The 22,635-nt window shown below is 74.3% G+C and carries 21 protein-coding genes; 4 read left to right on the plus strand and 17 right to left on the minus strand.

What is annotated here, in order from left to right; all coding sequences use genetic code 11:
* The first annotated feature begins 105 nt into the window (after positions 1-105).
* On the plus strand, positions 106-3,078 hold the full coding sequence (locus AB0M92_RS31430; protein WP_366105714.1) for a BTAD domain-containing putative transcriptional regulator: 2,973 nt from the start codon (positions 106-108) through the stop codon (positions 3,076-3,078).
* Between the two features lie 28 nt (positions 3,079-3,106).
* Here the strand turns inward: AB0M92_RS31430 and AB0M92_RS31435 are convergent, their stop codons facing one another.
* From AB0M92_RS31435 to AB0M92_RS31465, 7 genes are all read right to left on the minus strand, one after another.
* Positions 3,107-3,775, minus strand: coding sequence for a hemerythrin domain-containing protein (locus tag AB0M92_RS31435; RefSeq protein WP_366105715.1), 669 nt, complete (start codon positions 3,773-3,775; stop codon positions 3,107-3,109).
* A gap of 134 nt (positions 3,776-3,909) precedes the next feature.
* On the minus strand, positions 3,910-4,662 hold the full coding sequence (locus tag AB0M92_RS31440) for a carbonic anhydrase (RefSeq protein WP_366105716.1): 753 nt from the start codon (positions 4,660-4,662) through the stop codon (positions 3,910-3,912).
* A gap of 70 nt (positions 4,663-4,732) precedes the next feature.
* Positions 4,733-5,029: an SHOCT domain-containing protein gene (locus tag AB0M92_RS31445; protein WP_366105717.1), complete on the minus strand. Its 297-nt coding sequence runs from the start codon at positions 5,027-5,029 to the stop codon at positions 4,733-4,735.
* Between the two features lie 134 nt (positions 5,030-5,163).
* The gene (locus AB0M92_RS31450) at positions 5,164-5,829 is read right to left on the minus strand and encodes a response regulator transcription factor (RefSeq protein ID WP_366105718.1); all 666 of its coding nucleotides are present in this window, start codon (positions 5,827-5,829) and stop codon (positions 5,164-5,166) included.
* Positions 5,826-7,010, minus strand: coding sequence for a sensor histidine kinase (locus AB0M92_RS31455; RefSeq protein WP_366105719.1), 1,185 nt, complete (start codon positions 7,008-7,010; stop codon positions 5,826-5,828). Before AB0M92_RS31455 ends, AB0M92_RS31450 begins: the two co-directional genes overlap by 4 nt.
* 9 nt (positions 7,011-7,019) lie before the next feature.
* Positions 7,020-7,979 (minus strand): serine hydrolase, encoded by a 960-nt coding sequence (locus AB0M92_RS31460; RefSeq protein WP_366105720.1) that lies wholly within the window; start codon positions 7,977-7,979, stop codon positions 7,020-7,022.
* Positions 7,976-8,944 carry a LysR substrate-binding domain-containing protein gene (locus AB0M92_RS31465; RefSeq protein ID WP_366105721.1) on the minus strand — a complete coding sequence of 323 codons (969 nt, stop codon included), beginning with the start codon at positions 8,942-8,944 and terminating at the stop codon, positions 7,976-7,978. The genes AB0M92_RS31460 and AB0M92_RS31465 overlap by 4 nt, the downstream gene beginning before the upstream one ends.
* A gap of 85 nt (positions 8,945-9,029) precedes the next feature.
* Between AB0M92_RS31465 and AB0M92_RS31470 the strand changes: the two genes are divergently transcribed.
* The 3 genes from AB0M92_RS31470 (at position 9,030) to AB0M92_RS31480 (ending at position 11,746) form a co-directional block, all read left to right on the plus strand.
* Entirely contained in the window at positions 9,030-10,067 is a 1,038-nt protein-coding gene (locus AB0M92_RS31470) for a PHB depolymerase family esterase (RefSeq protein ID WP_366105722.1), read from the plus strand.
* Positions 10,068-10,220: 153 nt separating this feature from the next.
* Positions 10,221-10,979, plus strand: coding sequence for a 3-hydroxybutyrate dehydrogenase (locus AB0M92_RS31475; protein ID WP_366105723.1), 759 nt, complete (start codon positions 10,221-10,223; stop codon positions 10,977-10,979).
* Between the two features lie 89 nt (positions 10,980-11,068).
* Positions 11,069-11,746 (plus strand): HAD family acid phosphatase, encoded by a 678-nt coding sequence (locus AB0M92_RS31480; protein ID WP_366105724.1) that lies wholly within the window; start codon positions 11,069-11,071, stop codon positions 11,744-11,746.
* An 86-nt stretch (positions 11,747-11,832) separates the two neighbouring features.
* On the opposite strand, the gene AB0M92_RS31485 is transcribed toward AB0M92_RS31480, so the two are convergent.
* The 10 genes from AB0M92_RS31485 to AB0M92_RS31530 all read right to left on the minus strand — a co-directional run bounded on the left by AB0M92_RS31485 (position 11,833) and on the right by AB0M92_RS31530 (position 22,578).
* On the minus strand, positions 11,833-13,074 hold the full coding sequence (locus AB0M92_RS31485; protein ID WP_366105725.1) for a cytochrome P450: 1,242 nt from the start codon (positions 13,072-13,074) through the stop codon (positions 11,833-11,835).
* Positions 13,075-13,117: 43 nt separating this feature from the next.
* Complete coding sequence (locus AB0M92_RS31490) at positions 13,118-14,509, minus strand: FAD-dependent oxidoreductase (protein ID WP_366105726.1); 1,392 nt, start codon at positions 14,507-14,509, stop codon at positions 13,118-13,120.
* Positions 14,502-14,753: a ferredoxin gene (locus tag AB0M92_RS31495; RefSeq protein ID WP_366105759.1), complete on the minus strand. Its 252-nt coding sequence runs from the start codon at positions 14,751-14,753 to the stop codon at positions 14,502-14,504. Before AB0M92_RS31495 ends, AB0M92_RS31490 begins: the two co-directional genes overlap by 8 nt.
* 109 nt (positions 14,754-14,862) lie before the next feature.
* Entirely contained in the window at positions 14,863-15,489 is a 627-nt protein-coding gene (locus tag AB0M92_RS31500) for a hypothetical protein (RefSeq protein WP_366105727.1), read from the minus strand.
* Positions 15,490-15,593: 104 nt separating this feature from the next.
* Positions 15,594-16,400, minus strand: coding sequence for an IclR family transcriptional regulator C-terminal domain-containing protein (locus AB0M92_RS31505; RefSeq protein ID WP_366105760.1), 807 nt, complete (start codon positions 16,398-16,400; stop codon positions 15,594-15,596).
* Between the two features lie 947 nt (positions 16,401-17,347).
* Positions 17,348-17,926, minus strand: a complete 579-nt coding sequence (locus AB0M92_RS31510; RefSeq protein ID WP_366105728.1) for an RNA polymerase sigma factor — start codon at positions 17,924-17,926, stop codon at positions 17,348-17,350.
* A gap of 368 nt (positions 17,927-18,294) precedes the next feature.
* Positions 18,295-18,906, minus strand: a complete 612-nt coding sequence (locus AB0M92_RS31515) for a nucleoside/nucleotide kinase family protein (protein WP_366105729.1) — start codon at positions 18,904-18,906, stop codon at positions 18,295-18,297.
* Positions 18,907-18,934: 28 nt separating this feature from the next.
* The gene (locus tag AB0M92_RS31520) at positions 18,935-21,025 is read right to left on the minus strand and encodes a SpoIIE family protein phosphatase (protein WP_366105730.1); all 2,091 of its coding nucleotides are present in this window, start codon (positions 21,023-21,025) and stop codon (positions 18,935-18,937) included.
* A 99-nt stretch (positions 21,026-21,124) separates the two neighbouring features.
* Positions 21,125-22,330, minus strand: coding sequence for a beta-ketoacyl-[acyl-carrier-protein] synthase family protein (locus tag AB0M92_RS31525; protein ID WP_366105731.1), 1,206 nt, complete (start codon positions 22,328-22,330; stop codon positions 21,125-21,127).
* Positions 22,327-22,578 (minus strand): acyl carrier protein, encoded by a 252-nt coding sequence (locus AB0M92_RS31530; RefSeq protein WP_366105732.1) that lies wholly within the window; start codon positions 22,576-22,578, stop codon positions 22,327-22,329. Before AB0M92_RS31530 ends, AB0M92_RS31525 begins: the two co-directional genes overlap by 4 nt.
* Positions 22,579-22,635 lie beyond the last annotated feature (57 nt).

Here is a 22,635-nt window from a genome sequence, read left to right on the forward strand (position 1 = left end):
TTTCAAGCCATTGCGCTGCCACTCGTGCACCTCGTGCCTTGCCAACGGTGGCCGAGGGCATTGCAATGCTGATGAAATTTCGATGATGTGGCCGAGGGGATTCGAGTGGACGGGGAAACTCCGCAGCGGCTCAGGATCGAGCTGCTCGGGCCGGTACGGGCCTGGCGGGGTACGACTCCGCTCGCTTTGGGACCCGTCCGGCGCCAGGCCGTGCTGGCCGCGATGGCACTGCGGCCGGGCAGCACGGTCAGCCACGATGACCTCCTCGACGCGGTGTGGGGCTCGGCTCTGCCGGGCTCCGGTCACCGGGTCCTGCCGAGTTACGTCTATGCGCTGCGCAAGGCCCTCGACCCGGAGGGCACCGGGTACGAGGAATCGGCGATCCGCAGCAGCCAGGGCCGGTACGGCATGGCCGCGGACGGGATCAGCGTCGACGCGGCCGAGTTGACCGAGAGGGTCGGGGAGGCGCGCCGGGTGAGGGAATCCGGTGACCTGGTCACCGCGATGGCACGGCTCACCGACGCCCTCGCGCTCTTCCGGGGAGAGCCCCTGGCCGGGCTGCCGGGGCCGTTCGCGCAGGCCGAGCGGCGGCGCCTGGCCCAGCGGCGAAGGACGCTCCAGTCGGAGCGGCTCGAATGCCTCCTGCTGCTGGGCCGGGCCGCCGAAGCCCTGGAGGGGCTCGCCGCGCTGTCCGCCGCCGAGCCGTACGACGAGTCGCTCCTGGCCCTGCACATGCGCGCCCTGTACGCCAACCAGCGCCAGGCCGAGGCGCTGAACGCCTATCAGGGCATGCGCGAGCGGCTGCGCGAAGAGCTCGGGGTCAGCCCGGGCGAGGCACTGGGCCGCGTGTACGAAGCGGTACTGCGCCGCGATGACGAACTCCTCCTCGGACCGGCGGCGGCCCGCCCCGCCACCCTGCCCGCCGCCCTGCCGGCCGCCGGCCCGACCGCCCTCCCCGGCCCGGCCCGCCCCCGCACACCGGTCAACCAACTGCCCGGCGTCACCGGGGTCCTCATCGGGCGTGAGCGCGAACGGGCCCTGCTGGCCGCCGCGTTCCCCTCCGACTCGGTGGGGGTCGCGGCCGTGGACGGCATCGCCGGGGTCGGCAAGAGCGCCCTCGTCGTCCGCGCGGCCCAGGAATCGCGCCACCACTATCCGGACGGCTGCCTCTTCGTCGACCTGCGCGCCCACAGCCCGGGGCGGCAGCGGCTCTCGCCCCAGCGCGTTCTGCGGCGGCTCCTGCGCACGATCGGCACGGCCGACAGCGAGGTACCGGCCGATCTGGACGAACTCACCGCCGCCTGGCGTTCGGCGACCGGCTCGCTGCGGCTGCTCCTCGTACTGGACGACGCCCTGGCGAGCGCGCAGATCCGGCCACTGATCCCGGCGGGGCCGGGCAGCATGGTGATCGTCGCCAGCCGCCGACGGCTGACCGGACTCGACGCCGACCGGCGCATCACCCTGGAGCCGCTGGAGACGGGCCACGCGCAGACCCTGCTCGGTCATCTCGTCGGGGAGGAGCGCACGGCGCGGGAGCAGGCGGCGACGCGCGAACTGGCCCGGCTGTGCGGAGGGCTGCCGCTGGCCCTGCGCATCGCCGGGACCCGGTTGCAGACCCGTCCCGTCTGGACCTTCGCCCATCTGGTGGACCGGATGGCGGACGACGACCGGCGGCTGGGTGAGCTGCGCGCCGGGGACCGCAGCGTGGAGGCGGCCTTCCGCCTGTCGTACGAGCAGCTCACCCCTGCCCAGCAGCAGGGCTTCCGTGTCCTGGGACTGACGCCGACCAGCGAGTTCGACGCCCTGACCCCGGCGGCCATGCTGGGCAGGCCGGCGCGCGAGGCCGAGCAGATCCTGGAGGGCCTGGTCGATACGAGTCTGGTGCAGCAGCCGCATCCGGGCCGCTACCGGCTGCACGACCTGGTGCGGGCCCACGCCCGGCGGCTCGCCCAGGTCTCCCCGGCCGAAGCGGGCGCGGCGCGTACGGCCGTGCTCCGCCTCTACGTGGACGCCGGCCGCAGCTCCAGCGACTGGGGCTCCGGCGGCTTCCCCACCGGGCCGGCCGCAACGGGCGCGTTCGCGCACTGGTCCGACGCGAGTGGCTGGCTGAACGCCGCCGACGCGGAACTCGCCGACGTCGTCGGCCATGCCGCGGGCCTCGGAGAAGCCGACCTCGCCTGCTGGATCGCCGAGGCGCTGACCGACCACTTCGTGCGCCGGGGCCGCTACCACGAAGGCCGTACGGCCCTGGAGATCGCGCTCCCCCAGGCGGACCGCGCAGGCGACCGGCGGATGGTGCCCGCGCTGCGGAACTGCATGGGCGCCATCGGCATCTACCAGGGCGAACCCGCCCGCGCGCGTGCGACGTTCGCCGAGGCGCTGCGCCTGAGCCGGCAGCACGCGGACCGGCGCGAGGAAGCCCGCGCGCTGGCCGGGATCGGGACCGCCGAACTGAACGTGGGACGGCCCGACCTGGCCGTCGCCCCCGTCACCGCGGCGGTAGACCTCGCCCGGCGGCTGGAGGACGAGTGGCTGGTGGCGATGGCGCTCTGCGTGCTGGGCACGGCCTACCGTGCGCTGGGGCGGACCGGGGACGCGCTGCGGTGTCTGGACGAGGCCGCAGTCCGCGCCGAGGCGAACGGACGGCCCACGATGATCAGCAGGACCCTGAGCTGCGCCGCCGAGGTCCACCTCGGCCTCGGCCGGTTCGCCGAGGCCAAGGAGTTGCTGACCCGGGCGGCGCAGCTGGTCGAGCAGGCGGGCGACATCCCGCTGACCGCGATCACGCTGAGCATGCTGGGCACGGCGGAGCTCGGCGAAGGGAATCTGGAGGCGGCCCTGGCACTTCATCAAGAGGCCCTGGCCCGGCTCCAGTCGCTGTCCCCGCTGAACGAACCCCACCAGACCCGGATGGAGATGGAGATCCGCGGCAGACTCGGCCGCGCCTACTCGGCGGCGGGCCGGGTCCGTGAGGCGGGCCAGCAGTTCCGGACGGTACTCGCCTTCCCCTGCGCCGGCGCGTATCCGGCCGAGCGCGCGTTCGCGATAGCCGGGCTCAGGGACTGCGAGACCTCATAGGCCCGTTCCGCAGCCTCCCCGTCCCGCGTCAGCCGTGGCCCACCGCCGCCTCCAGGCGCTGTTCCAGGCGGTGGAAGCTGCGTTCGCCCACCGCCCGCCAGAGCACCCGGGGCGCCAGCGGCAGGTGGCCCATGATCAGGATCTGCTCGCCCGGGTCGGCGTCCTTGAGGATCATCCCGAGGACGGTGAACAGCTTGCTCCTGGGCACGGCGGCGCTCGCCGCGTCGCCCATCTCGTCCCATTCCGCCTGCGACACCACGCCCGCGACCAGCGGCAGCGCCTCGCGCTCCTCCTGGTCGAAGTGGTCCCCGACGGCTTTGGAGACCTGGTCGAACGCCTCGGCCAGCTCCTGGCGGTGGCTGTTCCCTCCGTCCGCGGCCCATGCCCGGAGCAGGTCCTGCGCCCGTGCGAGCCCGGCCGACAGCTCGGCGTGCTGGCCCCGCATCCGCTGCCACAGCTCGCCCTGCGCGGGCAGGCGCCGGGCCAGCTTGGGCCACAGCAGCCGGTCCTCGCCCTCGTGGTGGTGGTACAGGGTGTCCAGCAGCAGCTCCAGCCGGTCCGCGACCAGCCTGACCTGGGCGCGGCTGCCGTGGCGCACTCCGCGCACCAGGCCCGCCGCCTCCCCGAACTCGCGCCGGAACATCCGGTGGACCACCACCATGTCGTGCGTGGTGGTCGGCTTTCCCTGGTTCTCCATCGAAGTCGCCATCGACCGTGACCCCCGCCCTGGTGGGTGTACCGAACTCCAGCGTGGCGGCCGGCCCGCCGTCCCCACCAGGGGCGCACGGCGGCGCTCCAGCGCCCCCGGGGAGCCCGGTCCCGGAGCCCGCCCTATTCCAGGGTGCGCACCCTCTGGTCGCGGAGCCCGTAGCGGGCCGCGACGACCTCCAGCCTGCCGTCGGCGATGCGCCGGGCGAGGTCGGGTTCGGCCGCGAGCAGGTCGCGGGTGCGCCGGGCGTGCGCGTCGATGGTGGAGTCGATCCGGGCCTCGCCCTGCCGGGAATGGTCGATGGACGGCCGGATCCCGTCGGCCAGGTACTGGATGTGGGCGGGCAGCGGCTCGCCCGTCGCCTCGGCGTGCACGGCGGCGCCGACCGCCCCGCAGGACTGGTGCCCGAGCACCACCACCAGCGGGATCTCCAGTTCCAGGACCCCGTACGCGACGCTGCCGAGGACGGCCTCGTCCAGTACCTCGCCCGCCGAGCGGACGGTGAGGAGGTCGCCGAGCCCCTGGTCGAAGACGAGCTCGGGCGGCACCCGGGAGTCGACGCAGCCGAGGACGATGGCGAAGGGGTGCTGGGCCTTGGTCAACCGCAGCCTCAAGAAGGCCGACTCGTGCGGGTGCTCCTGCCCGTACGTGCGCCAGCGCCGGTTGCCCGCGGTCAGCCGGCGCAGCGCCTCCTGCGGCGACACGGGGCCCGTGGCGGCCTCCCCGGCGGCGAGCGGTGCGGGTGCCGGTGCCGCAACAGGGGCGGCGGCGAGGGGGAGGACGGACCCCACGGCCGCCGGGCCCGCCGCGGTGGCGCGGAGCGGGCCCCGGCGGCTGTGCGGAGGGGCGCCCAATGTCTGCGTGTTCGAATCCATCGCGGGACCGTAACCCCGCTTCCGGGCCCCCCGCCCGGGTGCGGGGCGCAATCTCGGAAGTCCGGCCGGTTCAGCCGGCCCCGCCCGTGCCTTCCGGGCTCGTCCGGCCGAACTGCTCGTCCAGGACGGACAGCCGGCGCCAGTACTCGTCCTCGTCGATCTCGCCGGTGGCGAACCGGCGGCCTAGGATCGCGATCGGCGAGTTCTCCCCGTACGAGCCCCGGGTCGCCCACGGGCCTCGCGGGCCGCGGCCGCCGCGCCACACCGTGCGGCGCAAGGCCGTCACGACGCCGAAGACGACGGCCGCCCAGATCAGCGGGACGAAGAGGATCCACGGGCCGGGCCCGTCGTACGCCAGGGTGTTCATCTCGGTTCAGCTCCTCGGAAGGGTGCGGTTTCCTTGTCGCTTCCGAGACTCGCCCCGGGAGGGTGTCCCCGTCGTCGTACGGCCGGCGGCACCGTGCGTACGGCGGCGGGAGTACCCGGCGGGCAGGAGGGGCCTCAGCCGAGCCAGCCCGGTCGGACCAGCCCCGACTCGTACGCGAGCACCACCAGCTGGGCCCGGTCCCGGGCGGCGAGCTTGATCATGGCCCGGCTGACGTGCGTCTTCGCGGTCAGCGGGCTGACCACCAGCCTGCGGGCGATCTCCTCGTTGGACAGCCCGAGGCCGACCAGGGCCATCACCTCGCGCTCCCGTTCGGTCAGCCGCTCCAGCCCGGCCGCCGCCTCGGGGGCCTTGGAGCGCGCCGCGAACTCCGCGATCAGCCGGCGCGTCACCCCGGGGGACAGCAGCGCGTCCCCCGCGACCACCGCCCGTACCGCGCGCAGCAGTTCCTCCGGCTCCGTGTCCTTGACCAGGAACCCGGAGGCGCCGGAGCGCAGGGCTTCGAAGACGTACTCGTCGAGCTCGAACGTGGTCAGCATGACCACCTTCACCTCGGCCAGGCCGGGGTCCGCGGTGATCGTGCGGGTGGCGGCCAGGCCGTCGAGCTCGGGCATCCGGATGTCCATCAGGGCGACGTCCGGGCGCAGTTCGCGGGCCAGGCGCACGGCCTCGGACCCGTCGGCGGCCTCGCCGGCCACCTCGATGTCCGGCTGCGCGTCGAGCAGCGCGCGGAAGCCCGCCCGTACCAGCGCCTGGTCGTCGGCGAGCAGTACGCGGATCACGAGTCCTCCTTGGTTTCCAGCGGGATCCGGGCCAGGACCCGGAAGCCGCCGTCCGGCCGGGGGCCGGCCTCGATGGTGCCGCCTTGCGCGGCGGCCCGCTCGCGCATCCCGATCAGGCCGGTGCCGCTGCCGCCGGCGTCGCCGCCCGTGGCGGGCCCGTCGTCGTCCACCAGCAGTTCCAGCGCGCCGGGCGGCCGGCTGATGCGGATCCGGGCGGTCCGCGAACCCGAGTGGCGCACCACGTTGGTGAGGGCCTCCTGGAGGATCCGGAACGCGGCGAGGTCCGTGGCCGGTGACAGCCCCCGGGCCTGCGCCCCGCCCGTCACGGAGACGGTGAGCCCGGCCGAGGCGGCCTGGTCGACCAGTTCGGAGAGCCGGTCGAGTCCGGGGGCGGGCGCGCGCGGGGCTTCACCTGGGGCGCGCAGGGTGTTCAGGACCTGCCGGACCTCGCCGAGCGCCTCCTTGCTGGCCGCCTTGATGGTGGTGAGCGCCGTACGGGCCTGTTCGGGGTCCGTGTCGAGCAGGGCCAGCCCGACGCCCGCCTGCACGTTGATGACGGAAATGCTGTGGGCCAGTACGTCGTGCAGCTCGCGGGCGATCCGCAGCCGTTCCTCGTCCACCCGGCGCCGCTCGGCGGCCTTGCGCTCGGCCCGGTCGCGGGCCCACTGCTCCCGGCGCACGCGGACCACCTCGGAGGCGGCGAGTACGGCGATCGCCCAGGCGGTGATCCCGCCCTCCGTCCCCCAGGGGGCGGGACCGTCGCCGGGCGGCGGCAGCCACCGGTACAGCCAGTGCGCGATGAGCAGGTGGCCGGCCCACAGGGCGCCCACCGCTCCCCAGGCGGCGCGGCGGTGGCCCGCGACGACGGCCGCGAGGCAGGCCAGGGCGACGCTCAGGAAGACGGGCCCGTACGGATATCCGCCCGCGAGGTACCCGAGCGTGACCGCGCAGACCCCGTAGAGGACGGGCACCGGGTACCGGTGGCGCAGGAGCAGCAGGGCGGGGGCGATGAGCAGCAGGATCCGGCCGATCGGGTCGACGGCCTCGCGGCCGGGCTGGGCGTGCTGCGCCCAGCCGGTGGCCGCCTGTGTGAAGACGGCGACCAGGAGCGTGGACCGCCAGGGCAGCCGCCCGACGTCGCCGGTGCGCTCCGCCCAGTACTGCCACCGCCGTTCCGCCATGCGGCCACGCTAGACGGCCGGACCCGCCGTCGTCGTCCGCCGGGCGGGCCGATCGGGCGTACTCCCCGGGGAGTACGCGCCGCCGTCCGCCCGCGGCCTCGTGCGCAGGGCGTCGACGGCGATGCGGGCCGCGGCGCCGATCACGGCGTCGGCCGCGGGGAGGGTGGCCGCGGGGTTGGCGGCGCGGGTGAAGACGGCGACGGCGTAGCGGCCTCCGTCGGGGTACTCGATGACTCCGACCTCGTTGCGCACGGTCGGCAGGCTGCCGGTCTTGCCGGCCACGTGCACGTCGTCGAAGGGGAATCCGGCGGCCATCCGGTGCGGCCACACCTGGAGTCCGAGCAGCCGGCGGATCGCGGCGCCGTGTTCGGGGGTGCAGGCCTCGTCGCGCCAGACGGCGGTGAGCAGCCGGGTCATGTCGCGGGGCGTGCTCCGGTTGCTCCGGGCCGGGTCGAGGGCGCGGAGCCGGGCGAGGACCTGCGGATCGGCGAGGGCCCGGGCGCCTGCGGGGCCCGCGTCCTCCCGGACGGTGGCGAACAGGGAGCGGAAGGAGGTGTGGACGGCCCGGGTGCGGGTCAGGCCGAGCCGGGCCGTGGCCTCGTTGACGGCGTCGAGGCCTATGCGGGCGAGGAGCAGGTCGGCGGCGGCGTTGTCGCTGACGGCCGTCATCAGGTAGGCGGCGTCGCGCAGGGACATGCGGACGGGATCCAGCATGGCGGCGACCCCGGTGGGTCCGGCGGTGCGGTCGCCCGGCGGGCACTCGACCTGTTCGGTGAGGTCCAGGAGGCCGGCGGCGGCCTGCTGGTGGAGGGCGACGAGCAGGCAGAGCTTGTGCACGCTGGCGGTGACGACCGCGTGGTCCGCGCCGGCGTCGATCTCCGTACCGGAATCGATGTCCACGGCGTGCAGCCGGCCGCTGACGCCGGCTTCGGCGAAGGCCGCGGCGATGCGGCGGCGGATGTCGTTCACAGCCAGTACTCCGCCGCCGGGCGCAGGTGGAGCGGCCGTGCGGGTGCGTCGGCGGTCACCGCCGCAGTGTTCCACAGGGCGCGGAAGGCCGCTTCGGCGAAGGCGCCGACGGCGGCGTCGCCGCGGCCCCGCGGCCAGGCGACGCTGTGGCGCCAGGCCAGCGGGGCGCCGGCGAGGGGCCGCCAGACGATGTCCGCGTGCGGGCCGGCCGGATCGGCCGACGCGGTGTCGCGCGGGGCGAAGGCCACGGCGTTCGCGGAGAGGACGAGGCCGCGCACGAAGCCGGTGCCGCTGCCCTGGCGGACGGTGGCCGGGGTGTAGCCGCCGCGGGCGCAGGTGTTCAGGACGTCGTCGTGCAGGGCGGGGGCCTCGGCGCGCGGGAAGAGGACCAGGCCGTATCCGGTGAGGGCGGCGAGCGGCACCTCGTCGAGCGCGGCGGCCGGTGCCGCGCCGGGCAGCAGTACGCCGAGCTCCCGGCGCAGGACCGGCCCGAGCTCCAGCCCGGCGATGTCACAGGGGTGCCGGACGAGCCCGACGTCGAGTTCGCGGGAGCCGAACCGGGTCAGTTGCTCGGCCGTGGACAGTTCGTGGAGCTCCAGTTCCACGCCGGGGTGGTGCTGACGGAAGGCGGCCAGGATCGCGGCGATCGCCTCGGCGGCGAGATCGGGCGGCAGCGCGGCGCGCAGGAGTCCGCTCTCGCCCTCGCGGATGCGGCGGGCGGTGGCCGTGAGGGCGTCCGCGCGGGCGAGCAGCAGGCGGGCGTCCTCCAGCAGCATCGTGCCGGCCGCGGTGATGGCCACCTGACGGCTGGTGCGTTCGAAGAGCCGGACGCCGAGCTCGCGTTCCAGGCGCCGGATGCGCTGGGACAGGGGTGGCTGGGCCATGCCGAGCAGCTCGGCGGCACGGCCGAAGTGTCTTTCTTCTGCAACAGCCACGAAGCACTGCAGATGCCGGATCAGGTCCACGATCAGCAACGATATCGGAGATTGATCGATCCGAGATCCATATCCATCTTGGACGGAGGGTGGGCGGCGGTGGTCTGCTCCGGGCATGTCCTCGAAACCCTTCTCCCCGCCCTCCCGCGGGACGGCGGCCCGGCGCACGGCAACCCGTCGCGCCGCGTACGCCGCCGCCCTGGCCCTCGGCCTCGCGCTGACATCCGCCGGGCTCACCGGCTGCTCGACGGACTCGCGGCCGCCCGGCGGCGCGGTCGGGACGAGCGCGACCCTGAGCGCCTCCGCCCCCGCCGCTTCCGGCGTCGACAGCCGGGAGCGGCTGCGCGTGGACGGCGGCACCCGGGAGTACCTGATGCACCGCCCGGCCACGGAGGGCGGTGGACCCCGGCCGCTCCTGATCGCCTTCCACGGGCGCGGGGCCGACGCCGCGCAGCTGCGCGAGCAGAGCGCGCTGGACAAGGCCGCAGAGGCGCGCGGCATGCTCCTCGTGTACCCGGAGGCCCTGGGCAAGGCCTGGGGCGCCGGCAGCGCGCCCTCCCCGCAGCGGCCCGATCCGGATGCCGACGTCCGCTTCACCGAGGCGTTGGTCGGCGCGCTCGTGCGCACCGGCCGGGCCGATCCGCACCGGGTCTACGTCGCCGGGTTCTCCAACGGCGGTTCCATGGCGCTGCGGATGGCCGCGCAGCGCCCGGAGCTGGTCGCGGGCGCGGTTTCGGTCTCCGGTGAACTGCCCACCGGGGCCGCCGCCGTGAAGCCCACCGGCCCGGTGCCCGTCCTGACGATCTACGGGGCCGAGGACCCGGTACGGCCGCCGGCCGGTCTGCCCACTCCCGGGCCGGCCGCTCCGGGGGAAGAACCCATCACGCCGACGATGTCCGCCCGGGCGGGCATGGAGGCCTTCGCCGCCGCGGCCGGGGCCGGGGCTCCCGTCGAGGAGGGCAGGTCCGGCTACGACTCGGTCACCTGGCCGCCCGGACCGGCCGGGGCGACGGTACGGCTGCTCCTCATGCACGGGGCCGGTCACACCTGGCCCGGGTCGACCATGGCGCCGCCCTCGGGCTTCGGATCCGTCAGCACCGCACTGAACGCGAGCGACACCCTGCTCGACTTCCTCACGGCACGGAAGCGCTGACGGCGACCGTCGCCGCACGCCGTCACCGCACGCCGTCACCGCACGGGGGGTCACCGCCCGCCGTCGCCCATGGCGCCGCGCACCACACGTCGGCCCCCGAGTGTGGTGCGCGGCGCCATGGGCGCGGCCCTCCGCCCTCCCTAGGGTTCAGCCATGACGAGCCAACTTCCTTTCCTGCGGGAGCGCGTCGCGCTGGTGACCGGCGGCGGCAGCGGCATCGGCCGGGCCTGCGCGATCGCCCTGGCCCAGGCGGGTGCCGACGTGCACGTGGTCGACATCGCCGAGGAGTCGGCCGCCTCCGTCGCCGCACGCGTCGGCGGACAGGCGCACGTCGTCGACCTCGCGGACCCGGGCTCGATCGAGCGGCTGCCGGCGGCCGTGGACATCCTGGTCAACAGCGCGGGCCTGCAACACGTCGCCCCCATCACCGAGTTCCCGGCCGAGCGCTTCACGCTGATCCAGCAGGTGATGGTCACCGCGCCGTTCCTGCTGCTGCGCCACGTGCTCCCGCACATGTACGCCGGCGGCTGGGGGCGCGTGGTCAACATCTCCAGCGCCCACGGGCTGCGGGCCAGCGCGTACAAGTCCGCGTACGTGGCCGCCAAACACGGGCTGGAGGGGCTGAGCAAGGTCGCCGCCGTCGAAGGCGCACCGTACGGCGTGACCAGCAACTGCATCAGCCCCGGCTACGTCCGTACGCCCCTGGTCGAGGCGCAGATCGAGCAGCAGGCGGCCGCGCACGGCATCGACCCCGCCGACGTGCTCTCGCGCGTGCTGCTCACCCGGTCCGCGGTGAAGCGGCTGATCGAGCCCGAGGAGGTGGCGGCGGCGGCGGTGTGGCTCTGCGGGCCCGACACCGGCTACCTCACGGGAACCTCGCTCCCCCTCGATGGTGGCTGGACGGCCACCTGAATTTAACTACCGACCAGTAGACAGGGGGCTCGATCTTACGGATTCTGGCTCCGTACATGTCAAATTCAGCCACTGAGGAGCGCCCCCACATGCGCAGCACCCGCGCCCGCCTGCTCGGCACCGCCACCGCCACGGCAGCGGCCACCGTCGTCCTGATGCTGGCCCCCGCCGCCTCCGCCGAGGCCGCGCCCGCTCCCGTCCCGGCCCCGGCGGCCGCCCCGGCCGCGGCCACCGCCTCCGCGCCCGGCGGCAACGCGCTGCTGCGCGGTGTCGACTACGGCACGTGGAAGCGCGACGTGGCCGCCGTCATGGCCACGGCCCGCCCGTACGTCGAGCAGCGCATCGCCCAGTCACCGGCGGGCGAGAAGCCCGCGATCGTCCTCGACATCGACAACTCCTCGCTGGAGACGGACTTCCACTGGTTCTGGACGTTCCCGACCCCGGCGATCTCCGAGGTCCGCGACCTGACCCGGTACGCCAACGAGCACGGCGTCGCCATCTTCTTCGTCACCGCCCGCCCCGGGATCATCCAGTCCCTCACCGAGCACAACCTCAAGGCGGTCGGCTACCCCGTCACGGGGCTGTACGTCCGGGACCTGCCCGACCTCTTCGACGAGGTCAGCGCGTACAAGACGGGCAAGCGCGCCGAGATCGAGGGCCGCGGCTACACGATCATCGCCAACATCGGCAACAACGACAGCGACCTGGTCGGCGGCCACGCCGAGCGCACCTTCAAGCTGCCGGACTACGACGGCAAGCTCTCCTAGCCCGCTCCGTGGCCGGCCGATCGCCTGCGGGCGGACGGCCGGCACCGGCCGATCCTCGGCTCTTCGGGGAACCACTGCGCCGTTGCTCAGGAGGGGCGGACCGCGTCACACGTGATCCGCAGGTGGCGCGGTCCGCGCAGGACCGCGTTCTGCCGGTACGGCGGCGGGTCCTCCATCAGCCGCGGGTTCTCCAGACGCCGGGCCAGCTCGGTCAGCGCGAGCTGCGCCTCCAGCCGGGCCAGAGGGGCGCCGAAGCAGCTGTGGATGCCGCTGCCGAGGCCCAGGTGCTGGATGTCCTTGCGGTACGGGTCGAAGCGGTCCGGGTTCTCGAAGCGGTTCGGATCCCGGTTGCCGGAGGCGAGGATCAGCCACATCGACGAGCCCTTGGGGATGGTGACCCCGCCGACCTCGATGTCCACGAGCGGGGTGCGCTGCGGGAGCAGTTGCACCGGCGGCTCGAACCGCAGCAGTTCCTCCACCAGGGGCACGGCGAGGTCGGGCGTCTCGCGCAGCTGCCGCAGGACGTCCGGGTTGCGCAGCAGGGTCAGCATCCCGTTGGTGATCAGGTTGACCGTCGTCTCGTGGCCCGCGATGAGCAGCAGGGCCGCGGTGCTGAGCAGCTCCATCGTGCTCATCGTCTCGTCCTGGCCGTGGCCGACGGCCAGTTGCGAGAGCATGTCCTCGCCGGGTTCCTTGCGGCGCTCCTCGATCAGCCCGGCCAGGTACATGCCGAGTTCCATGCGGGCGTCGTGGGTCTTCTTCTCCCGCTCCTTCGGATCGGCGTCGGGATCGGGGTCCAGGCTCGCGGCCAGGGTGTCGGCCCAGACGTGGAAGCGGGCCTCGTCCTCGCGCGGTACGCCGAGCAGCCGGCAGATCATGGTGACGGGGAACGGGTAGGCGAACTGGTCGACCAGGTCGATCCGTTCCGGGTCGCCGAGGTTGTCGATGAGCCCGGTGACCGTGGATTGGAGGAAGCCGCGCATGTCGTCGACGCGGTGCGGGGAGTGCGGCGGCCCGAAGGGGCGGTTCGTCATCCGGCGCAGCCGGTCGTGCTCCGGGGGGTCCAGCTTGAGGAAGCTGGGCGGCAGGGCCGCCGCTCCCTCGCCCTCCGCCCCGGCCAGCGGGTCCCCGGCGCTCGCGGCGAGGTTGCGGGCGTCGGAGCTGAGCCGCGGGTCGTGCAGCAGGCTCTGGATGTCGAAGTACGTGCTGACGACGTACGGGCCGTCCCCGTCGTGGAAGACCGGGGTCTTGCGCAGCTCCGCGTAGAGGGGGTACGGGTTCGCGCGGTTCGAGTAGTCGAGGATGTCGTTCAGGATGCCTTGCTTCATGGCCGGGTCCTCCGGGAGGCGGGCGGTCGGGGGAGCGCGCCCCCTAGTGCCCGGCGGGGGTGAAGGTGAGGCGCCGGTCGGCCGGCGAGTATCCGCTGAGGGTGACGGTCGGTCCGTGCGTGGGCAGGGACGGGTCCGGGAAGTCCGCGGGGAGGGGCTTTTGCCCTTCGGAACGCCGGTCGACGGTGGGGAACGGCGGCGGGAACGGCGCGGTGGCCTCGATCTGCTGCTGGTAGAACTGCAGCCAGCGCGAGTTGTCGAACGTGACCGCCCCGATGACCCGGCCCTGGTAGCCGTAGACGCCGGTGAAGCGGCGTTCGGCGCGCGAACCCTGGGTGATCATGATCTCGGTGCCCATCGAGGGCACGCCGACCGATTTGATGCTCACCCCGAACTGCGAGGACCAGAAGGCCGGCACCCAGATGTGCGGGCGCCGCTCGGTGCTCTCGCTGAGCATGTTGTGGGCCGCGGTCTCCGCCTGGGAGACGGCGTTGCCCCAGTGTTCCAGCGACAGGAACTGGTAGCCGAACAGCGGGTGCGGTGAGCGGGCCACGTCGCCCGCCACGAAGATGTCGTCGGTCACGATGCCGCGGATGTCGAAGGCCCGGCAGCCGGCGTCGCAGGCGATGCCCCGGGGTCCGGCGCCGAGACCGGAGCCGCTGAGCCAGTCCGTGTTGCGCTGGGCCCCGAGCGAGACGACCACGACGTCGCACTCCAGCGTGGTGCCGTCGGAGAAGTGCGCGGCGCGGACCCGGCCGGTGGAGTCGCCCTCCAGCGCCGTGACCATGATGCCGGTGCGCAGGTCGACGCCGTTCTCCCGGTGGAGTTCGGCGGCGACCGCACCGATGACCCCGCCGAGGGCTCCGACCAGGGGGGCGTCGGCGCGCTCGGCGACGGTGACCTCAAGTCCCCGCTCGCGGCAGGCGGAGGCGATCTCGGAGCCGGTGAATCCGGCGCCGATGACCAGGACCCGGCGCGGCCCCGCGTCGAACCGCCGGGCCAGGGCCGCGCCGTCGTCACGGGTCCGCAGGACGAACACGCCGTCGAGCTCCGCCTCGGCCGGGTTGGGCCAGGGCCGGGCGCGGACGCCGGTGGCGATCAGCAGCCGGTCGTACGGGACTTCGTCCCCGTCGGCGAGCTTGACCCGCCGGGCCGCCATGTCGAGGCCGCTGGCCGCCACGCCCAGGCGCCATTCGGCTTCGATGTCGCGGCGGCGGGGCAGCTCGGTGCGCTCGGCCGTACCCATGCCCAGCAGCGCCTGCTTGGACAGGGGCGGTCGGTCGTACGGTTCGTGGGGCTCGTCGCCGATCATGGTGAGCGAGCCCTTGAAGCCCTTCTCGCGCAAGGTCTCGGCTCCGCGCAGCCCCGCGAGGGAGGCTCCGACGACCACGATCCGGCCGTTCGCCTTGAGGTGGTCCAGGGCGGTGTCAGCCATCGGATGCCTCCCCCGCGGAGCCGCCCGCCGTGCCGGGCGCGGTCGCGGCCATGTCCAGCTCGTCCACGAGGATCGCCTGTACGGGGCAGGCGGCGACGGCCTGGGCAACGCGCTCGCGGTGGGCGTCCTCGGCCTGCGGGTCGTAGAGCAGGCCCTCGTCTCCGTGCATCGCGAAGACGTCGGGTGCGAGGAAGGCGCACTGCGCGTATCCCTGGCACCGGTTGAGATCGACGACAAGCCTCAGCAAGGTCCAGTCCTTTCGTTGGCCCCTCCGGCTTCCCGGCCAGCGTGCGGCCGCCCGCGTTCGTCGGCGCGTCCGGCAAGGCCATTGGGGTGACGGCCGCGGCGGGAGGTCACGCGGGGCGGCGGGCGGTGCGCAGGATGTACAGGCTGATGAGCAGCGCCCAGGCCGGGAAGACGAGCTCGCAGTACGGCACGCTGGAGCCCACCACCAGCAGGAGCAGGCCGGCCACGGTCCCGATCGCGACCAGGGGTCTGGGCAGGACTTGGAGCTTGCGCCCGAGCGTCGACGTCGCGAGGACGAACACGGCGGCCATCCGCATCCCGTACGTGGTGAGCAGCGTGTACGCGAAGTGCCGGCCGAAGCCGGTGGGGTCCTCGGCGTCGAGCACGGTCCCGGCGGCGGCGACCGCGCCGAAGAGGCAGGCGACGAAGACCAGTCCGCTGCCCAGGAACACGGTCGCGATGAACCGGTCCTCGGCGTCCCCGGTGTGCTCGCGGAGCGCGCCCATGAACCACAGGAAGGCGATGCCGGCGAACGGGACGAGCTCGGTCGCGGTCTGCAGGGCCCCCCGCTTGCCCGGGGCGATCTCCTCCTCGCCGCCGCCCCCTTCGGGCAGGGCGATCCGGGCGAGCACGATCGCCGTCGCGAGCAGGACGGCGAAGACGACCCCCGCCAGTCCCGCGGCCTTGGGGGTGCTCAGGGCTTGTTGCCGGGTCCGCCCCGGTGCCTGTGTCATTCCTCCAGCAAGCCGCCCGCCGGTCCCTCGTGCCAGCGGGGCAGTGCGGTCGGGTGACGCCCGGGACGGGTCGCAAGGGACCCGCCCCGGGCGCGGAGCACCGGTCAGGTCGCCGTGATGAGGATGCTGCCGGGCTCGCCCGCCCCCTCCTGTGGCCGCGGCGCCGTACGGGAGCCGCCCGCACCGGTGCCGGCGACGATCAGGGCGAGGAGGACCGCCGCGGCCTCGCTCTGCAGGATCCGGGCGGCCTGCCCGAGGCGGTGCGGGTCCGGTGCCGGGATGGACAGGGCCAGGCATTCGGCGTTGGGGCCGGAGGTGATCGGGACGGCCGCGCAGACCGTGCCCACGGCGTACTCCTGGAGGTCCAGCAGGGGCGCGCCCGGCCGGCGGGTGTCGAGCTGGCGGAAGAGGTCCTCCTGTCGGGTGATGGTGTGGGCGGTGAACCGCGCCGCCCGGTGCCGGGACAGGTGGTCCCTGCGGCCGTCGGGCCCGAGCTGCGCCAGCAGGGCCTTGCCCACCGCCGAGGCGTGCGCGGCGGTCCGGAAGTCGACCCATTCGTCGACGAGCGGTGTCGCGGGACCGTCGGCGTACTGGGTGATGCAGACCTCGCCGTCGGTGTAGCGGGCGACGTAGACGGCGGCGCCCACCGCGTCACGGACCCAGGAGAGGGTCTCCTGAAGGTGTCCGCGCCCGTCGCCGGACGCCGCCTCGGTCAGTAAGAGCGCCCGGCCCGCGATGTACGCGCCGGGCCCGGCCGCGGCCGCCAGGTTCGCCCGTACCAGCTGCTCCATCACCCGGGCCAGCACCAGCTGGGGCAGCCGCGTCTCGCGGGCGATCTGGGCGAGGCTCACCCCGCCCGAGTACCGGCCCACGACCTCCAGGGCGCGCAGCGCCCGGTGGACGGCCTCCATCGCGACCGGAGCCGGCCGCCCCTCGGACGCGACGCGACCGGACGCGGACGGCTGCGGGTGCCTGAGGGCTTCGAGCGCCCAGGCGTTCGCCTCGTCCGTCAGGTGCAGGATGTCCAGTCGCGCGTGCTGGGCGATGGCCACCGCGACGTGCGGGCCGAGGAGGTACACCTCCCCCTGGTCCTGGTCCTCGCTCCAGCTCAGGGCCGTGACGGCCCGCCGGAGCCGGGCGGGCAGCCGGTAGGGGGGCCGCCCGCCGTGTCCTCTCACCGCCGTGAGGGCGGTCAGGTCCTGGGTGCTGATCGGCGGCGAGGTCCAGATGACCGAGGCGCCGAGGGCCTCCTCCAGGTTCTCCGGGACCTCCGGCAGGTGCGGCAGGCCCTCCTCCGGGGGGAGTGCCTCGGCCAGCGTCTTCCAGTGCCGGGCGGTGTCCACTTCGGCGCGCGCGAGGTGGTGGAGGTGCAGGAGGCGCGCGGCGGTCCCCGAACCGGCTCCGGCCGCGTACTGGAACCAGAACTGCGCGCCCTCCATCCGGTCGGCCAGGTGCAGGAGACAGCCGAACAGCAGTGCCGGCTGCGCCCCGTGGGGCCAGTTCTCGGCGGTCAGGGCGAGCTCGGCGAAGGACCGGCTCTCCGCCACCGACCAGGCCAGGTCGTCCAGCGCCCGGGCGGCCCGCACGTGGCAGGCCGCGTCGAGCACGAGGTCGTCGGCCGGGGTGGGCAGGGGCGCGGGCAGCGGCGCACGGCCGGTGAGGGAGGCCGGTGCCGGGAAGCCGCGGCCGGTGGCGCCGGTAGCCGAACGGGCCCGGTCCGCCGCGATGCGGCGGGCGATGCGCCGCCGGGCGGCGTCCTCGTCGTAGCCCGCGTACTCCTCGACCAGCACCTCGGCCCCCTCCAGAGCCGCCGCCGGCTCCTCCCCCGGCACGGCGTCGTGTTCGGCCGTCATGTCGCTCACTGGCCCTTCTCCTCTCCAGGCGCCCAGTCCGCCCCGAGTTTCTGGGACAGGATCCGGCTCGCGCCCCGAATGTGCGAACGGACCGCCGCGGGGGAGATCCCCATCATCCGGCCGACGGTGCCGTTGTCGTACCCCAGCAGGAAGGCCAGCAACACGACGTCGTAGTGGCGCTCGGGCAGGCACGCGATCGCCGCGTACAAGCCCAGCTTGGCCTCCAGCAGCTCCATGCGGTGCCGGGAGGCGCGGCGCAGGGCCGCGAACCAGGCGGTCTCGACCATGGCGGCCGGCCGGCCGAGGAGCGCCAGCCGGCGCGCGACGTGTTCGCGCAGCACCGCCCAGGCGAAGCCGTGCAGGCTCGCTTCCTTCAGCGCCTGGCGCCACACCTTCAGCAGGAAGGTGAACACGTCGTCGACGACGTCCTCGGCGTCCTGTCGGGAGCCCAGTTGCAGGTGGGCGTAGCGCAGGTAGGCGCGGTGGTGCTGGGAGTGGAACGCGCAGAACTCCACCGGCAGCACGCCGGCCAGCTCGCTGGAGACCGCCCGGTCGCCGGACGGGTCGAACTCGCCCTCGCTCATGCGCTCCTCCAGGGATGCCGGTCGTCGCCGGTACGGGCGGTCGCTGCCCGGGTCCTCGCACCCGGCAGGCGTGGGTGTCTCCTGACCGCGTCGAAGGCGTCGAGAGCGACGAGTATCGGCACGGGAGTAAAGGTCTGGACAGGTTTCACGTCGGCGGAAAGCCTTCCGGTGAACTGAGCGGAACGGGCATGCCTGCCCCCCACATCCAGCGGCCGGTCGGACCGGCCGCTCCCCCAACACCACCCCATCGGAAAACACGCCCGAATGTGCACGGCTGTCGACGGAAATCTTTCGGGAAATGGCGCATCTGATCCGCTGTGCGCCCCCTTGCCCGCCGTGTACGCCCCTCAAGATCCGGAAGGAACCGTCTACTCCACGACCAGGTCGGCCCGGTTGCGGCCGGCGGCGATCAGGCGGGCGTTCGCCTCGTCCGAGCGCGCCACCCACTCCTCGGCGCGGGCCCGCGCCTTCCCGTGCCGTACGTGGCGCTCGACCAGCCGGCGTACGCGCAGGGTGTCGTCGGGCGCGAGGAACCAGACCTCGTCGAGGAGCGCCCGCAGCGCCGCCCACTCCCCCGCCCCGTGCAGCAGGTAGTTGCCCTCGGTGATCACCAGGCGGACGGCCGGGTCTACGGGGATGCTCCCGGCGATGGGCTCCTCCAGCGTCCGGTCGAAGGCGGGGGCGTAGACCGCCGCGGGCGCGGGCGCGCGCAGCCGCGCCAGCAGCGCCGCGTACCCGGCGGCGTCGAAGGTGTCCGGGGCGCCCTTGCGGTCGGCCCGTCCCAGGCGTTCCAGTTCGGCCTGGGCGAGGTGGAACCCGTCCATCGGCACGACCACGGCCCGCTCCGGACCGAGCGCCTGCGCGAGGCGGGCGGCGAGGGTGGACTTGCCGGCTCCGGGCGGCCCGGCGATGCCGAGGATCCGGCGCCCGCCCGAGGCGGCGAGCGCCCGGGCCCGCGCCTCCAGTTCGGTGAACTCCATGCCGTCATCCTGCACGAGGGGCCGCCCCTCAGGGAGGGGGCGGTGTGTGCGGGTCGGTGCCCACGCGGGCGATGAGCAGGGCGATGTCGTCGTCCGCGGACGCCGGGACCAGGTGCGTGATCAGCGAGTCGCACAAGTGGTCCAGCGAGCGCGGGGGTTCGGTGAGCAGCCGGGTGAGTTCGGCGAGGCGTACGTCGATGTCGCTGCCGCGCGCCTCGACGAGGCCGTCGGTGTACATGACGAGGAGGCTGCCCGGGGGCAGGTCCAGGTCGGTCGTGGAGTACACGGTCCCGCCGACGCCCAGCGGGGCGCCGGGCGGCAGGTCGAGGAGGCGGACCGTGCCGTCGGGGGTGACGGTCGCGGGCGGCGGGTGCCCGGCACGGGTGATGCGGCAGCGGCCGTTCGCGGGGTCGATGACGGCGTACAGGAAGGTGGCGATCATCGGATCGGCCAGGTCGTCCAGCGTCGCCTCCAGCTGGTGCATCAGCGCCTCGGGGGCCAGGTCGAGCCGGGCGAGGGCGCGCACGCTGGCGGAGAGCCGTCCCATGACCGCGGCGGCCGCGATGCCGTGGCCCATGACGTCTCCGATCAGCAGGGCCGCCTTGCCGCCCGGCAGCTGCAGGACGTCGTACCAGTCGCCGCCGATCTCGTTGACGTCGCCGGCCGGCAAGTAGCGGTGGGCGACTTCGATGCCGGGCGGCGGGGTGATGTGCTGGGGCAGCATGCTGCGCTGGAGGATGACGGCGGTCTCGTGTTCGCGGTGGTAGAGGCGCGCGTTGTCGATGCTGATGGCGGCGCGGGCGGCGAGCTCTCCGGCGAGCGTGACGTCGTCGGGTCCGAACGGGCCGACGGGGCTGGTGCGGTAGAAGGTCGCGACGCCGAGCACGAGGTCCCGGGCGATCAGCGGCGCCATCATGAACGAGTGCACTCCGACGGGCAGGAGCTGTGCGGGTTTGCTCGTGTGGCGGGCGGCGGAGGCGATGGTCTGCTCGTCCAGGTGTGCGATCAGGAAGGGCCTGCGGGCGGCCAGTGCCTGGGTGTAGGGGGCGGCCGCCGGGAAGACGAGGGTCCTGCCGAGCGGGGCGAGGATGCCGATCACGGCGGAGCCGGTCAGCGGGGCCTTGCCCAGACGTCGCAGGCCCACGCCCCCGGCGAGTCCCGGGCCGGGCTCGTCACCGCGCGCGAGGGTGTCCAGTACGTCCACGGTGGCGGCGTCGGCGAGCTGCGGTACGGCGAGTTCCGCCAGCTCCTGCGCGGTGCGCTCCAGCTCCAGGCTGGCGCCGATGCGGGCGCTGGCCTCACTGAGCAGCGCCAGCCGGCGGCGGCCGGCCTCGGCCTCGGAGTGGTCGCGCTGCTGCTCCGTGATGTCGAGCAGGGAGGCGATCACGCCGATCGGGCGGCCGCCGGGGTCCTCGACCCGGACGTACGAGCACGACCAGACCCGGTCCCGGGAGGGTTCGGCGGGGGTACGGCCCGTGCGGCGGCGGTCCAGCACCGGTTCCCCGGTGGCGAGGACCTGCCGCATCGCGTCCTCCATGTCCTCCGCGTTGACCTCCGGCAGGAGCTGCGCGAGGCGCCGTCCGACGTGGGCGGACTCCGGAAGCCCGTTCATCTCCTCCAGGGCCGGGTTGACCTGGAGGAACCGCAGCTGCGTGTCGAGGATGGCGATGCCCACGGGCGAGCGGGCGAACAGTCCGTCCCAGACCGCCGAGGAGCCCCGGATCCGGCGGGCCGCGTGGGCGTCGGCGGCGAAGACGAGGACCGCGGAGGCACCGTGGCGCCGGCCGGGTACCGGACAGGCCCAGATCTCCAGCTCCAGCGGATGCCCGTCCTGGTGCCAGGCCGTCACGGTGCCCATCACCCCGCGTCCGGTGACGGCGGTCTCCCACAGGGCGCGGCCGAGGCTGCGGTCGGCCCCGGGGTGGAGGAGGTCGGCGATGTGGTGGCCGACGATCTGGGGCGGGGCGTAGCCGAGCAGCTCCTGCGCCGCACGGTTCCAGCGCACGATCGTGCCGTCGGCGCCGGTGGCCAGCTGCGCCACGGGCAGGGAGCCGAGCCATCCTCCGGCGTCCTGGGCGGCGCCGCTGATCAGGTCCTCTATGGGCGTCTGCTCGGTCATGGCGCACCTTCCACACCCCCATGATCGCCCTGCCCGCCCGGGGCCGCTTCCCGGCGCCGCCAGGGGCGGGCCCGAGGCCTCGGGGACCGGGCCCCGCCGTCAGGGCAGGGCGAGGACCGCCACCGCGTTGTGGCCGCCGAATCCGAAGGAATTGCTGACGGCGATCTGCGCGGGGTGCTTCCTGGCCGTACCCCCGACGACGTCGATGCCGACGCCGGGGTCGGTCTCGGCCAGCCCGGCCGTGGGCGCAACGATTCCCTCGGCCAGCGCCAGTACGGTCAGGGCGGCCTCGATGGCGCCCGAGGCCCCGAGGGTGTGCCCCAGGGCGCCCTTGGCCGAGGTGACGGGAGGCCGGTGGGGGAAGACGCGGCGCAGCACGGCGGCCTCGACCGCGTCGTTCTGCCGGGTCGCGGTGCCGTGTGCGTTGACGTGTCCCACGTCCCCGGGGGCGACCCCGGCGTCCGCGAGGGCGGCGCGGACGGCCCGCTCGGCGCCGCGGCCCTCGGGGTGCGGTGCCACCAGGTGGTGCGCGTCCGTCGTGGCGCCGTGGCCGATCAGGCGGCCGAGGGGCCGGGCGGAGCGGGCGGCGGCGTGCTCGGGGCGTTCCAGGACGAGCGCGCCCGCGCCCTCGGCGATGACGAAGCCGTCGCGAGCGGCGTCGAAGGGCCGCGATCCCGTGTCCGACAGCGCGCCCAGCTGGGAGAAGCCGGTCACCAGCAGCCGGGTGACGGCCGCCTCGGCGCCGCAGACGAGGGCGATGTCGCACCGGTCCGTCGCCAGCAGGTCCCGGGCGACGCCGAGGGCCGTGGTCCCCGAGGCGCAGGCCGTGGACGTGGCCAGGGCGGGGCCGGTCACCCCGAAGCGCAGCGCGATGTTCGCGCACGTCATGTTGATCAGATAGCCGGGGAGGAAGTACGGGGAGACGAACTGCGGCCCCAGCTCACCGAGCCGGGCCAGCGCCTCGTCCTGGGTCAGGACGCCGCCGACGCCGCCGCCGGTGACGACGGCGACGCGGTCGCCGTCCCACTCCCGCGGATCGAGCCCGGCCTGGTCGAGCGCCTGCGCGGCGGCCACGAGGCCGAACCGGTCGACCGGGTCCAGCCGGGCCGACCCGCGCCGGCGCAGGACCGGGTGGTCCAGCTCCGGGACGCGGCAGCTGAGCGACACCGGCAGGCCGTGGAGCAGCGGGTCGGGGACGGCCGTCGCCCGGCCGTCACGGACCGCCGACCAGGTGGTGTCGCGGTCGCATCCGGCCGCGGTGACCAGGCCGAGCCCGGTCACGACGGCCTCGGAGCGCCTGGTCAACGGTCCGTCAGCCGTTCGTCGAGGACCGCGGCGAACTCCGCGAGGGTCGCGGTCCGCAGTTCTTCCTCCTCGACCTTGATTCCGAACGTCTCGTGAACGGCGATGGCCATTTCGACGATCATGAGCGAATCGATCAACAGCTCGCGCATGGGCGCGCTTCCCCGTACCTCCTCGGAGGGGACTTCGAACTTCTCGACGAGCAGTCCACTGATGACATCGAGGACGGATTCCTGGGCGGAAGTTGTCACGGCATCTCTCATTCGCGGTATCGGTGCGAGCGGGACAGGTGGCGAAGGCGAGGCCTT

The organism is Streptomyces sp. NPDC051582, from assembly GCF_040681715.1.
Taxonomy (GTDB): domain Bacteria; phylum Actinomycetota; class Actinomycetes; order Streptomycetales; family Streptomycetaceae; genus Streptomyces.